At 49.7% G+C, this 13,335-nt stretch carries 12 protein-coding genes; 6 read left to right on the top strand and 6 right to left on the bottom strand.

Annotated features, from left to right (window positions below):
* Nucleotides 1-175 precede the first annotated feature (175 nt).
* The 3 genes from JOD82_RS19615 to JOD82_RS19625 form a co-directional block, all read right to left on the bottom strand.
* The gene (locus JOD82_RS19615) at nucleotides 176-364 is read right to left on the bottom strand and encodes a hypothetical protein (RefSeq protein WP_013309585.1); all 189 of its coding nucleotides are present in this window, start codon (nucleotides 362-364) and stop codon (nucleotides 176-178) included.
* Between the two features lie 153 nt (nucleotides 365-517).
* A complete protein-coding gene (locus JOD82_RS19620) occupies nucleotides 518-1,015 on the bottom strand; it encodes a phosphatidylglycerophosphatase A family protein (RefSeq protein WP_023987905.1) in 498 nt (165 codons plus the stop codon).
* A gap of 166 nt (nucleotides 1,016-1,181) precedes the next feature.
* Entirely contained in the window at nucleotides 1,182-4,859 is a 3,678-nt protein-coding gene (locus JOD82_RS19625; protein ID WP_209949834.1) for a DNA polymerase III subunit alpha, read from the bottom strand.
* 137 nt (nucleotides 4,860-4,996) lie between these two features.
* On the opposite strand from JOD82_RS19625, the gene JOD82_RS19630 reads away from it, so the two are divergent.
* Together JOD82_RS19630 and JOD82_RS19635 are read left to right on the top strand one after the other, a co-directional pair.
* On the top strand, nucleotides 4,997-5,326 hold the full coding sequence (locus JOD82_RS19630; RefSeq protein WP_013309582.1) for a YtrH family sporulation protein: 330 nt from the start codon (nucleotides 4,997-4,999) through the stop codon (nucleotides 5,324-5,326).
* Nucleotides 5,327-5,338: 12 nt separating this feature from the next.
* Complete coding sequence (locus JOD82_RS19635) at nucleotides 5,339-5,836, top strand: sporulation membrane protein YtrI (protein ID WP_039269883.1); 498 nt, start codon at nucleotides 5,339-5,341, stop codon at nucleotides 5,834-5,836.
* Nucleotides 5,837-5,878: 42 nt separating this feature from the next.
* On the opposite strand, the gene JOD82_RS19640 is transcribed toward JOD82_RS19635, so the two are convergent.
* The 3 genes from JOD82_RS19640 to JOD82_RS19650 all read right to left on the bottom strand — a co-directional run bounded on the left by JOD82_RS19640 (nucleotide 5,879) and on the right by JOD82_RS19650 (nucleotide 8,114).
* A complete protein-coding gene (locus JOD82_RS19640; protein WP_029516609.1) occupies nucleotides 5,879-7,213 on the bottom strand; it encodes a DRTGG domain-containing protein in 1,335 nt (444 codons plus the stop codon).
* A gap of 199 nt (nucleotides 7,214-7,412) precedes the next feature.
* Nucleotides 7,413-7,697: a hypothetical protein gene (locus JOD82_RS19645; RefSeq protein WP_029516608.1), complete on the bottom strand. Its 285-nt coding sequence runs from the start codon at nucleotides 7,695-7,697 to the stop codon at nucleotides 7,413-7,415.
* A gap of 72 nt (nucleotides 7,698-7,769) precedes the next feature.
* A complete protein-coding gene (locus JOD82_RS19650) occupies nucleotides 7,770-8,114 on the bottom strand; it encodes a YlbF/YmcA family competence regulator (protein WP_013309578.1) in 345 nt (114 codons plus the stop codon).
* A 162-nt stretch (nucleotides 8,115-8,276) separates the two neighbouring features.
* On the opposite strand from JOD82_RS19650, the gene JOD82_RS19655 reads away from it, so the two are divergent.
* Genes JOD82_RS19655 through JOD82_RS19670 form a run of 4 tightly spaced genes read left to right on the top strand, consistent with a single transcriptional unit; the run spans nucleotide 8,277 to nucleotide 13,334 of the window.
* The gene (locus tag JOD82_RS19655; protein WP_209949835.1) at nucleotides 8,277-9,647 is read left to right on the top strand and encodes a YheC/YheD family endospore coat-associated protein; all 1,371 of its coding nucleotides are present in this window, start codon (nucleotides 8,277-8,279) and stop codon (nucleotides 9,645-9,647) included.
* 43 nt (nucleotides 9,648-9,690) lie between these two features.
* Entirely contained in the window at nucleotides 9,691-10,845 is a 1,155-nt protein-coding gene (locus tag JOD82_RS19660; RefSeq protein ID WP_209949836.1) for a YheC/YheD family endospore coat-associated protein, read from the top strand.
* Nucleotides 10,846-10,857: 12 nt separating this feature from the next.
* Nucleotides 10,858-12,228, top strand: coding sequence for a YheC/YheD family endospore coat-associated protein (locus JOD82_RS19665; protein ID WP_029516605.1), 1,371 nt, complete (start codon nucleotides 10,858-10,860; stop codon nucleotides 12,226-12,228).
* On the top strand, nucleotides 12,225-13,334 hold the full coding sequence (locus JOD82_RS19670) for a YheC/YheD family endospore coat-associated protein (protein ID WP_029516604.1): 1,110 nt from the start codon (nucleotides 12,225-12,227) through the stop codon (nucleotides 13,332-13,334). Before JOD82_RS19665 ends, JOD82_RS19670 begins: the two co-directional genes overlap by 4 nt.
* Nucleotide 13,335 lies beyond the last annotated feature (1 nt).

The following is a 13,335-nucleotide window of genomic DNA, read 5'->3' on the forward strand; positions in this document are numbered from 1 at the left end:
CACCTCTCCAGCCGTTTATTTGTCAGCCGTAACCGATACAAGGTCCTCTACCGTCTATGCGGCACCTCTAAGCATTATGTTCATACACACGTCAACGCCTGTTCCTAAAACATTACCGCCGATCGTGCATCCTTTGTTCCACTCATGCTGCTGTATCACTTCCGCCGTTCCGGACTCAAGGGCGCAAAATCGAATTAAGCACTTCCTGAATTTCTTCGACTTCACCCGAAGGCACAAGTATCTCAAACTGTTGCTTGGATGCGCTGATGGCCCGGGCCTGCACCATAAAACCTTCTTCAGACAGTTTGAGCTTAATCATGTCAGCCAGTCTGGCCGTCGGTGCAATATAAATCACCGTCCACATGCCTTGTTTCTACCCCCTAAGCCTCAAGTTTTGAGCCCATATAATAGACTCATGATAACATACCTTACTTTTTTCCCGCAACAAAAGCCCTCCTGATCATTTAAGTTCCGTCGGAGGGCCTAGAAAATCATCAACTCTGTTTACACAGGTCAACTAAGCGTCCAATGATGCAGGATAATGCTTGGCATGGAGACTCCGATGTGCAATTCGCGAAGAAGCAGCGGCAGCCAGTCCGGCGACAAGATCGTCTAAAAACACATGAATGCCACTGCCTTTTTGGTTCAGCTGTTCGATAATCCCCGTCTTTTCCTTATCCAGATAACCAAAACTGGTTAAGCCAATCATGCCGTACACACTCGTAATTCCAAGAGCTAGTGTCTCGTCCACTCCGTACAGCGGTTCGTCTGCCTCCATAATGGCTTGCAGCGGCTGAGGGAGAAGTTTTTTTTCAGCCAATTCATCGAGCGCAATGCCTGTGAGCAACGTATATTGAACCTCGCGCTTTTGCAAAACCGCTTTGACACTGTCTATACATTCTTCCATCGTCAAATGAGGATAATATTTTAGCTGAAGCTGAAAAACAATGTCCGCAATGGACTCGATACGAATGCCTCTGCGATTTAGCAAAGTTTCTGCATATTCATAGGACATAATTTCCCTCCCGCTTTCACCGTGCAGTTCTATTCTTTCACCGTGCGGGACCTTATGGTGCAGGGTGCGTGTTGAACCCCTGTTCCGCCAGTTTTCCAAGTGTATGCGGGAGGGAAGGAAAATGTTCATTAAACCGTTACAATAAGGGCGGGTTACTGTGTACCTATTATTTGACTTTCACCGTGCCTTCACCCAACATCGACTCCATTTGATCAAAAAGCTGAGGAGAGGGCTTAATACTGTAAGCATCGCTCAACGCCAGCAGACGCTGGTTGCTCTCATAAAAAAGTACGGTAGGCATAGCACCGGGATGCTCCTGTAGCAGCGCCTTGAGACTGACCAACAAGCTGGCGTCCTCCTCGGCCTGGCGGGTGATTTTGACAAACACCCGCTGACGAGTGGTCTGCTCCGAGTTACGCGGGACCGGCACCTGCTCACCGCGAGCCGCTTCGACTCCGCGCGGTGAAGCCGCCGCCACGGGGGGAGCCACCTTCGATTGAGGCGAAGCAGATGCAGTGGCTGCCGAAGGCGGGGACGACACACGCGACGCGCTCCCGCCTGGGCCGCCAGCGGCAGAACCAGCAGCTGGTAAGGATGCTCCAGCTGCGGCGGACGAGCGCGTACTGGCACGTCGGCGCTGGAGGAGCCGTGCCAGCGAGTCTTCCGCCAGCGGGGCGGTCTCATCCGCAAGGAGCTTGAAGTGCTCGTCCTGCTGCTGCATCTTGGCTCGAAGCGTAAGCAAAGCCCCCTTTTCAATCCACTGCTGGCTCCGCTTCCACACCTCAGGAAACAACACAACCTCACAGCGCTCAATCTGATCCTCCAGCTCAATGAAGGCCATAGCCTTACCCTGCTTGGTCGTAATCGTTTTGAGTGACACTACCATGCCTGCGGTCACAACAACCGTTTCATCTGGCACATCGCCCAGCTCCATCAGACGATCCGCCTCGCTGTTTTCCAACAGCGACTCAAAATCATCCAACGGATGCCCGGATAAATACAGTCCCAGCAGTTCACGTTCCAGCTCTAACTGCTGGCTGGCACTGAATTTGGGTACATTGGGGTATTCGATATCCCAATTGGGCATTTCCACAAAACCAAACATATCAATTTGCAAGTCATCCCGTTCCTTGCGCCACTTGACGGCTGCATCCACCGTTTCATCCAGCATGGCAAGCAACTGTGCCCGATGACCCGTCAATGAGTCAAAGGCCCCTGCCTGAATAAGCGATTCAATTACTCTCTTATTACATACTCGCAAATCGACACGTCGACAAAAATCGAGCAGGCTGTCGAAAGGCCGTTCCTTGCGAACAGCGAGAATGCTCTCCATCGCCTGTGTGCCAACATTTTTAATTGCAGCCAGGCCGAAACGGATGCTTCCTTGCTGTAATGGAGTAAACAGCACCCTGCTTTCATTTACATCAGGCGGCAACACTGCGATATCCATACGACGGCATTCGACGACATATTCAGCCACTTTCCGATGACTTCCCATCACCGCCGTCAGCATTGAAGCCATGAATTGTACTGGATAATGTGCCTTTAGATAAGCCGTCTGAAATGCTAGCACACCATAAGCAGCTGCATGAGCACGCGGGAAGCCGTAGTCAGCAAAACGAACAATCATATCGTAAACCCTGCCGGCCTCCTCCTCCGTGTATCCCTGCTTGATACTGCCTTCAACAAAATGTCCGCGCTCCAGATCCAGCACTTCGCGCTTTTTCTTGGACACAGCCCGGCGCAACAGATCGGCTTCTCCCAGGGAAAAGCCCGCCATGCGCGAAGCAATCTGCATGATTTGCTCCTGATACACAATAATACCGTACGTATCCTTTAAGATCGGTTCCAAGTCAGGATGCGGATAAGAAATCTCGATCTGACCATGCTTGGCCTGTATAAAGTTAGGAATAAAACCCATTGGACCCGGACGATACAAAGCCAGGACAGAAATGATATCCTCAAATACACTCGGCTTCAAATCCTTGAGTACCCGGCGTACACCGGCCGACTCCAGCTGGAATACACCTCCTGTATCTCCTTTGCCCAGCAAGTCATAGGTATGGGGATCGTTATCGGGAATACGGCTAAAATCAGGCGTGTCTCCATGCTCTTCCGCAATCCAGTGTATGCACCGTTCAATAATGGAGAGCGTACGCAGCCCAAGGAAATCCATTTTAAGCAAACCAATGCGCTCTAGATTTTCCATCGAGTACTGCGTCAAAGGTACTCCTTCGCTCCCCTCTTGCAGCGGAACCGCATCGGTCAATGGAGTCCGCGAAATGACAACACCCGCTGCATGTGTCGAAGCATGACGAGGCATTCCTTCAACCTTGATCGCCATATCCAACAGTTCACGTGTCTTGTGCTTCGTTTCATATAGCGTTTTCAGCTCCGGGGTAATTTCCAGCGCATGACGGATATTAATACCTAGCTGCGCCGGAATCAGCTTGGCTGCCTTGTCCACCTCGCCATACGGCACGTTCAATACACGGCCGACGTCACGGACAGCGGCTCTTGCCGCCAGCGTTCCAAAGGTAATAATTTGCGCTACATGCTCATTTCCATACTTCTGTACTACATAGTCAATAACCTCGTCACGCCGCTCATCACTAAAATCGATATCTATATCCGGCATACTAATTCGTTCGGGATTCAGAAACCGTTCAAAGAGAAGATTGTATTTCATCGGATCGACATTCGTGATGTTAAGCACATAGGCAACCAAACTGCCTGCTGAGGAACCACGCCCTGGTCCCGTTGCAATCTTATGCTTATGTGCGAAGGCAATAAAATCCCATACAATCAGGAAATAATCGCTGAAACCCATACTGTCAATGGTATTCAACTCATAGTTTAGCCGTTGGTTCAGCCTTTCCCGTTCCTCCGGCTGCTTCCATCCGGAATCGCTTCCATAGCGACGCTCCAGCCCTTGCACGCACAGATTGCGTAAATAGGACGAAGAGGTCATTCCTTCCGGCAGCGGGCGATATTCAGGTAAAATGGATTGACCGAATTCCAGCTCCAGTTCGCATTTTTCAGAAATACGCACCGTGTTGGCGATGGCTTCTGCCACATGCGGGAATAAACGAGCCATATCCTCCTGACTTTTCAGATACAACTGACGTGTTGGTATACGCAAACGCTCCTCATCGTCAACTGTCTTTCCTGTCCCGATACAGATCAGAACATCCTGCACGTCCGCATCTGGCTCAGTCAAGTAATGCACGTCATTCGTCGCGACCAGTGGAATATCCAGTTCCTTCGCCAGTGCGATCAAGAGAGGATTTACACGTTTTTGCTCCGAAAGACCATGATCCTGGAGTTCCAGATAAAAATCATCGCCAAAAATGTTACGATATCGTTCCGCTGCTCGTCGTGCCTCGGCTTCCCGACCATGCAGTAAATGCTGCGGCACTTCACCGCCCAAACAAGCGCTCAGGCATATGATGCCTTCGTGATGAGCAGCCAAAGCCTCCATGTCGATGCGCGGCTTATAGTGAAAGCCCTCCAAATGGCCGATGGAGCACAGCTTCATCAGATTTTGATAGCCTGTTTTATTTTTGGCGAGCAAAATTAAATGATATATGGGCTGATCCTTGCGGCTGCCACGCTCCTTGCGCGATCCTGCCGTCATATAGGCCTCACACCCAATAATCGGCTTAATGCCGTTCTCTACACACGCTCTATAAAAAGGAATGGCACCGTACATGACCCCGTGATCTGTAAGGGCCAGCGCCTTCATTCCATAAGCTGATGCCTGTTTGACCAACTCCGCGGTACGAGCCGCGCCGTCCAGCAGGCTGTACTCGCTATGAACATGCAAATGCACAAATGAACTCATGCGCTTCTCTTCCTTTCACCGCTTGATTTTCTTCAAACTATTTTATCATATCCGCGTTAGTAGCGCCCATAGAATAAAAGTACAGACCTCGGCGGACAAGCGCGGTCTTGATTCGTATACCTAAGGAGGAAAAGAGCATGAGCACTTTTATATCCAAAGCGATTCTCGACTTCTTCATTGCTTTCGGCATCGTGCTCGGTGGAGCCATGCTCGGCGGAATGGGAGCTGTGGTATCGCTTCAGCCGCCCACCCAGACGATGCTAGAGGTTGCCGGAAGAATTAAAATATGGGCGCTTGCTGCCGCTGTGGGGGGAACGATGGACCCGATCCGGGTCATTGAAAGCAATATGTTGGATGGTAATTTGTCACCTGCCATTAAGCAGATATTGTATTTGATTTTCGCCTTTTTAGGCGCTCATATGGGTGCAGAGCTGGTCAAGTGGGTATGCGGCAACGGACGACCGTGAGGTGAAACGACTATGAGAGTTCCCCCTTTTGAGCGCCTGCGTCCTTTTATGCAATTGTCCTCCGTCTTTGTACTCGGTATGATTACGGGAGGCATGATCTACAACGTCATCTGGCATGCCAGCTTCAATCAGCTATGGACGAACAACCAGGATCTCCAATTCCAGCTCCAGCAAGCCGAGGAGGACAACAAAACATTGCGCAAATACAGCAAGCGCCAAACCGTTGTCAAAGAAATCAAGCTGATCGCGGAGGAAGCTTCGGCCGAAAAAATTGATTCTATCAACCTGAAGGAACTTCTTCGCCGTGTCAGTCGTGATCTGGAGGTGCTGCGCGGCAGAGATATGTTCGAGATTGACTCTGACAGCAAGCTGGTACGTATGTTGCTGCACCAAAAAAAATACACCGTTCGTGACAAGGAGTATACGATCCAGGTCAAAACGATGCTTGTAATGGAAGGCGTGCTGCAAATTTGGCTGGAAGCAAAAGAAAGATTGCCTGAAAGCCACTAGTCGATCTATTCGACTTCACACCTTACTCCGATCCATTGTAGACTAACCATGTTCAATGGAATGAAGCGTCATCACTGCTTTGCATACCAAATGATTTTCCCGTGAAATTGCAATTTCTAGCTTGCAGGTACGGCGACTCATCTCGAGCAGCATCGGACGAAGAACGACAGCATCTTCTATCTGTACGGGTCTAATAAAATATGTCGTCAAATTGTCCAGCACATAATCTTTGCCGCTCATGTCTCTAGCTGCCCGGTAGCCCGCTTGTGTCATCACGTTGACCAGTACGCCTTCCGAGATCGTACCTAAATTGGTCGCCATTTGCGGAATGATAAACCCGCGAAAAAATAACGATCCGTCCTCATTACGCTCCTCAGCAAACCCGTTCCAGATCAGCTGGTCGAACGTCTCGCCAAGTTGCGGCTGCTTTTGGGCGTTACGCAGCGCCTCCAGCACCTCACGCCGTGTAACGGACCCGAGCAGCTTGCGGTTGCGGTCCACGACCGGCAAATAATCCACACCTTCCCACGCCATCATTTGCGCGGCTGAAGCCAGCGAGGTCTGGTAGGTGACCGTTATCGGATTGCGGATCAGACATTTATCCATCGTGTGCTCAGGTTGAAGCCCCTCCACATCTTTGCGGCTGACGATACCAATTAAACGATTCCATTCATCCACGATTGCAAAATGATGATGTCCGGTCGTCACCGAAAGTTCTTCAAACTCGGTAAGTGTGCTGTTGATTTTCAAGGTCAACGTTTTCGGTTTGCCTGCCGCAATATCTTCAATCAGCATAATTTTCTTTTTGATCAAGCGGTCAAATATGGCTCTATTAATCATAGATGCCACTGTAAAAGTATCATGGCGTGAGGAAATAATTGGCAGACTGATCTTGTCTGCGAGCTGCTTAACCTCTCGGCTCGTACCGAAGCCCCCTGTAATCAGCACACCTGCCCCCTGCTCCAATGCAAGTGAATGCGCATCCTCACGGTTACCTACGATCAGCAAACTACCTGCGTCAATATAACGAGCCATAGCTTCCTCGCGCATCGCTCCGATCACATACTTGTGCAAAGGCTTCTCCAGCCCCTCACTTCCGCCCAGCACATGTCCCTCTACAATATTCACGACATCTGCAAAGGTCAGCTGCTCGGACAAGCCGCGCGGGCGCTTCTCCACTCGTACTGTTCCGATCCGTTCCTTGGTAATGACAATTCCTAGGTTTTCAGCTTCCTTCACGGCCCGATAGGCCGTTCCTTCGCTGACGCTCATTTCTTTAGCCAACCTGCGCACAGAAATTTTGGAGCCTATTTTCAACTGCTCGATATGTCGCAATAGCTGCTCATGCTTCGTAACTGTTTCATCTAGCCCGTCCAACTCTGTTACACCCCCAACGTTCAATCTGTATCATTCTGTATCTATTATAGCACAAAAACCCTTTATTTTAGACCTTTGTTCATTTTGAGTTCTCTGCTTCGGAAATAGCAAAAAAGCGATCCCCTCTTCACAAGGACCGCTTCTTACTATGATTGATTTGTAATCTGGTAGGCCAGCCCAAGACAAGCTGAAAAAAAACTCACTGCATGCTGCCTTTGTCAGCTTTTTCATCCCATTTCATCTGCCACTGCTGCATTTTGGCCCGCCGTACACGCTCCAGCGTTTTGCGCTTTTCCTCATCCACACCCAGCAAAAAATGCATGTTCGCTCCGATGACTAGCAGCGCAAAAAGTACCCATACTATCCCAAAGCCGTTGACCCAGTTCAAACCGCCTGCAAGCGAGATGCGTGGTAACGCGACCAAGACCATAGCCAGCGCAATCAGTGTATACAAACCATGTTTCCATCTTTTAAAAGAACCCAATCGTATCCCTTCCTCTCCCTGTGACTCTATGTATCTAGTCTATGAGAGGACAGGAAGGAATATGAGACAAACTTACAGAGATGAACCGTACAAATCTTGAAGGCTGTCTGCAATAATTTTGTTAACGTCCTCAATAATCACGCTCAGGCGACGTTCAGCGTCGAACAGGCGACGGATGTTGAGATTCAAACTTAACACCTCGAACAGCTTCTCCATCTTTTCCATCTCTTCCTGTGCTGGCATATCGCCGCTCATCATGCGTTGTTGTACTTCCATTTGGCGTTCACGGAAATCGTCGAGCATTTTCTTGGCTTCTGGATCGGTTTCGATCAGCTTCATCGCTGACGTAATTTCCTCTACCTCTTTGCTTTCCTTCAATGCTTTCGCTAAATCATGGGCTTTGTCGTAGATGTTCATGATTGTTTATTCCTCCAATACAAGTTTAGTGTCAACATTTCACATTGTCCGTCAATCACCAAGGGATATATGTCCTCATATGATGAATCAGTGCTATTACAGCCCATTCACGTTTCCCGTTACTTTCAAGACATCAAGTTGCTGCCCGGAAGGAGATCCACGATGTCCATCAAAAAAACAACGATTCAAATCATCGGATCGGGCATCTTGCAGGATGACGTACTCATGGTCGGCGAGTCCTTGCTTCACAAATGGAAAATATCCGCTGGCCACCCCGTTCAGCTCGCCTTCGGTTCGTTCCGCCAAGAGGTTACCGTCATATCGGTGCCCCGCTATAGCGGCCTACGTGTGGGAAGCGTGCTAGCCCGAAAAATGGGGCTTCATGCCAATTGTGATCTGCGAGTAACCTACAGCCGAGGTCGCCGGACACTTCGAGTGGGCCCACTTATTAGCGTGCTGGTCAGTCGGGACTATCCCGAACAGCCCGACAAGCCTTTCGGGTCGATCACCCTGTTCTGCCGTGAACTAGTCGGGGAATGCCGCAGACAAGGAGCATATGTGTATTTCTTCACCCCGGAGCATATCGGAAGTCAGCCCGGGCGAGTTCAGGGATGGGTGTATGACGGAGGCTGGAAAAAGACGGTCATGCCCGCCGGCGATGTCGTCAATAATCGTCTTACCTCCCGTAAACTCGAGAACAGAACTAGCGTACAGCATTTCATGAAAGAAGTAAAATCGCAGTACGGCACGACTATTTTTAACGAAAAGTTTTTGGATAAGAATGAAGTATTTGATGCGCTTAAATCAAATTCTTCCCTGCGCAAGTATTTACCCGAGTCCCACTTGCTGCAAACTTTTGTTGTTTTCAAAAAAATGTGCAACCAGTATCCCGCTGTTTTTCTCAAGCCAGTGCGCGGAAGCCTGGGTAAAGGCATAATGCGCATTAACAAGCAAACCGATGGCACCTTTTCGGTGCTATCCACAACAGCGGGCACACCCCGCAAGCAAACGTATGCCAACGTCGATAAGCTGTACAAAAGCTTGGCGGGAAAAATGAAAACAACACGCTTTCAACTCCAACAGGGACTTACCTTGATTGATCACGGTAAGCGTCCGGTCGACTTTCGTGCGCTTGTACAGAAAAATTCGTCCGGAACCTGGACCGTAACATCCATTGTCGCTCGGATCGCCGGAGGAAGCCACTTTGTGTCCAATCTGGCAAGAGGCGGCACGCTGAGTACTGTCAAGGAAGCACTTGCCAAGACCACGCTGCCCGCAACCGTTAAATCGAATGGGCATACCTCTCTCAAAACAGCAGCACTGGATATCGCAAGCGGAGTAGAAAAAGCAATTCCCTCCCATTTCGCGGAATTTGGTATTGATCTGGCAATAGACAGCACGGGGCGCATCTGGTTGCTGGAGGTCAATTCGAAGCCATCGAAGAATGACAACACGCCGTTAAATGATCAGAAAACTCGCCCGTCCGTTAAAAAAATGATTGAATACTGCTGTTATTCAGCCGGCTTCAAATGAATTCATCTCTTCCAGAGTCTGGCTGCCAAAGGAGCTGTTGTCGGTGTCTCTTGTTGTGCCAGGCACGCTGGGCGTGCTTGTTAGCCGGAATCAGGCCGCCACTCCCCCTATTACCGAAGCCGATTTTTGCCGCAGGCTAAGTCTGTTGGGCAGGCGCTCTGATCTTAGCGTAATGGCGTTTACCGTCGAAGGAGTTTCACCTGAAGATCACTCCATACGAGGTTATGTTTATCGTAACGGAGTATGGACATCCGGCCGCTTTCCGTTGCCGGATATTGTGTATAACCGCTGTCTCCATGTCCACGAGAGCCAGAATGTCAGACGCACACTGGAAGACATGGCGGAGCAAAATTCGCGCAAGCTCATCTACTGGTCGCGTAACTTACCTGGCAAATGGCAGGTGTATCGCGCTTTGCATGCGGTAGATAAAGTACGTCCTTTTGTGCCGCCTACGGCGCCTTACCGGGACACGGTTCAGCTTGTGGAATGGCTAGGACGCCATTCGGAGCTGTTTATGAAGCCACAGACCGGAACACATGGCAAGAGCACACTGTATCTCCGGCTGGCAGAAGGAGGCCAGGGACTACTTGTACAGGGTAGAGACTCCCGTAACCGTCCGTTCCGGCGTTTGTTTCCCGAATTGGATGCAGGATTGTCATGGATCCACGGAATTGCACACAAACGCGCTTATATCGTGCAGCCTTATTTGAAATTAACAAGCCAAAGCAATCATCCCTTTGATGTTCGCGCACTCATGCAAAAGGATGGCAACGGCCATTGGCGCCTGACGGGCTTTGCTGTAAGAGAAGGCAGAAAAGGAACTCTGACTTCTAATCTGCACGGTGGGGGCGAAGCCCATCCGGCTGAGCCATACCTTCGTGAACAATTTGGCGCGGACACCACGCGTCTCATCATCGGGCAGATGAGGGCGCTGTCCTCGACCATTACCAGGGCGCTTGAGGAACGTTATGGCCGCCTTGGCGAGTTGGGAATTGATTACGGTATTGACCAGAGCGGGAACATCTGGCTATTGGAGGTTAATTCCCGACCTGGTCGGGCCGCCTTTTTTCAGACCCGTCAGCCGGAGTGCGCTTTCCAGTCGGTCAACCGCCCGCTCGAATATGCTCGATATTTAATGACCCATTCCAAAGCGACAGGGCCAAAGGGCGCGGGCGCCTCCCTTGAACATACGGTATAGGAGGATAAACAGATGAGTTTAACGCATTGCAATGTGCATTTCTCACAGCAGCCCGACAAGGTGGCGTATATATCCACTGCCTTGTTGAAAAGCCTTAAATTATCCGGAGCCAAGTCCGTTCGTCTGCGGCTCGGTAAGGATCAGATTCCCGCTACTGTAAAACCAATTCAGAAGGCGGGACGCCATCTATACTTGACCTCCGGCTTACGTAATGCAATCCGTGTTCCCAAAAGCGGGGCCATCTATTTGCGGAATCTGGATGGTGATATACAGCTAGGGCCGTTGATTGGCGTGCTGTCTGACGGTACCACCTCCACCACTCGCCCTTTCGGATCGCGCACAGGCTTTATTAAGCAACTGCTGAGGGAAGGCAGCAAAAAATCTTATATTTTTGCCTTCACCCCTCGGGATATCAACTGGCAAAATGATACGATTAACGGCTATTTTCTGTCATCCAGCGGGGAATTCACACGTAAACTTGTACCTTTGCCGGACGTGATCTATAACCGTTTGCCGAGCCGTCGCTCTGATTTTTCCCCGGCGATCAATCAACTACGCGAACGCTTTTCCCGCAAACGAATTCCCTTTTTTAACTGGAGCTTTTTCAATAAGTCCGATATCTATAATCTGCTGGAGAATAACCCAGATGTTAACCGCTATGTCCCTGAATCATATATGAATCCCAGCTCTGAACGTATCCGAGGTATGCTGGAGCGACATCAATTTGCTTATTACAAGCCAAGTGGAGGCAGTCTCGGTAAAGGAATCTATCGTCTGTCCCATGTTCCCAAGCAAGGATATTATGTGAGGTACCGTAAGAAAAGTAGCAATGTATTGCTAAAATTCGCCTCTTTTAATTCCATGCTCAGGATGCTTCACTCCAATCAGGGACAGATGTTAAAAGGTTATGTCATTCAACAGGGTATCCAGCTGATCGAGATTGACAATTGCCCGATTGATTTCCGGTTTCACATGCATAAAAATGGAAATAATCAGTGGGTCGTCGTCGGCATTGGAGCCAAAAAAGCCGGACGTGGCAGTGTCACAACCCATATCAAAAATGGCGGCTCCCTTATGACACCTGAACAGGCGTTGAACCGGGTATTCGGAGACCGAGCGGGTGAAGTGCTTCAACGTGCCAAGAACGTAGCAGTTACGCTCGCTGAAGCCATTGAACACCATCACCAGCATCTATTGGGCGAAATCGGCTTTGATCTGGGCATTGATCAGGATGAAAAGGTATGGATGTTTGAAGCCAACTCCAAGCCAGGCCGATCCATTTTTCAGCATCCATCGTTGCGTGCGGAGGGTAAAGCATCCGTGGAGCATATTTTGGACCACTGTCTTTACCTCAGTAAATTCCGCAGAAAAGAGGAACTATGAATACCCGGGCGGAGCATAAGCCAGTCGTTGCTGTATTGACAGTGCACGACGAAGGGCAATTTTTCAAGGGAAATCAGCGCAATTTCAGGGATATTCTTGAAACGGGAACACGGATGGGATATCAGGTGTACATTGTTACCGTCAGGGACCTGAAACTGGCAGATGAGACGATTAAGGGCTATGTCTTCAACAAGAGCTTACAGACGTGGGAGGAACAGGATTTCCCACCTCCACAGGTCATTTATAATCGCATCCCCAACCGTAATTATGAACTTAAAACCTCTGTGCGCACAAAGTTGGATGAAATTTCACATGCCTCGGGCATTGAGCTGTACAATCCAGGCTTTTTTAACAAATGGGAACTGTTCAAGTGGTTGCGCACCTCAGAAACGACTCGTCAGCTTGTTCCGGCAACCAAACGGTTAAGCAACCTGTCTTCCTTAGGAAAAATGCTGTCTACGTATCCATACCTGTATCTCAAGCCGGAAAACGGTAAGGCCGGAAAGGGGATTATGATTCTTAAATTCCTCCCAGACCATCTAATGGCTTACAGACTGACCATTCAGCATGACAAAAAAAGTGTAACCTACAGATCTGTATCGCTATCCCGGCTGTGGGGACGTATCCGACGGGAAGCAGGCAACTCACCTTATATCATTCAACAGGGTATCGATCTGGCAACCTATCAGAAAAAACCCTTCGACCTGCGTATCCTGGTACAAAAAAATATCCGTGGCTCCTGGAGTATCACCGGAGTCGGTGCCAGACTGGCCGGTAAGGGGAGCATTACCACACATGTCCCGCGTGGCGGGAGTGTAGAGGACCCTTTCAAGCTACTGTCCTCACTGTTTGGGCCTGAGGACAGCACGGATCTACTGAACAAAGTTAAAAGTACGGCCATACAGATTGCACGTCAAATTGAACGCGCATCCGGTCTTTCTCATGGCGAAATGTCCATGGATCTGGGCGTGGATACGCTCGGAACCCTCTGGTTTTTTGAGGCCAATGCCAAACCAATGAAATTTGACGAGCCGGAAATCCGCCAAAAGTCGCTTAGACGCATATTCCAGTACAGCTCCTTTTTGGCCGGACGAATGAAATCATGAT

Source organism: Paenibacillus sp. 1182 (assembly GCF_017833915.1).
GTDB lineage: Bacteria > Bacillota > Bacilli > Paenibacillales > Paenibacillaceae > Paenibacillus > Paenibacillus polymyxa_D.

What these genes read in the sequence shown, in the direction of transcription:
- JOD82_RS19630 (WP_013309582.1), top strand. Translation starts at nt 4,997, where the DNA reads ATGAGCACTTTTATATCCAAAGCGATTCTCGACTTCTTCATTGCTTTC.
- JOD82_RS19635 (WP_039269883.1), top strand. Translation starts at nt 5,339, where the DNA reads ATGAGAGTTCCCCCTTTTGAGCGCCTGCGTCCTTTTATGCAATTGTCC.
- JOD82_RS19665 (WP_029516605.1), top strand. Translation starts at nt 10,858, where the DNA reads ATGAGTTTAACGCATTGCAATGTGCATTTCTCACAGCAGCCCGACAAG.
- JOD82_RS19670 (WP_029516604.1), top strand. Translation starts at nt 12,225, where the DNA reads ATGAATACCCGGGCGGAGCATAAGCCAGTCGTTGCTGTATTGACAGTG.
- JOD82_RS19655 (WP_209949835.1), top strand. Translation starts at nt 8,277, where the DNA reads ATGTCCATCAAAAAAACAACGATTCAAATCATCGGATCGGGCATCTTG.
- JOD82_RS19625 (WP_209949834.1), bottom strand. Translation starts at nt 4,859, where the DNA reads ATGAGTTCATTTGTGCATTTGCATGTTCATAGCGAGTACAGCCTGCTG.
- JOD82_RS19620 (WP_023987905.1), bottom strand. Translation starts at nt 1,015, where the DNA reads ATGTCCTATGAATATGCAGAAACTTTGCTAAATCGCAGAGGCATTCGT.
- JOD82_RS19650 (WP_013309578.1), bottom strand. Translation starts at nt 8,114, where the DNA reads ATGAACATCTACGACAAAGCCCATGATTTAGCGAAAGCATTGAAGGAA.
- JOD82_RS19615 (WP_013309585.1), bottom strand. Translation starts at nt 364, where the DNA reads ATGTGGACGGTGATTTATATTGCACCGACGGCCAGACTGGCTGACATG.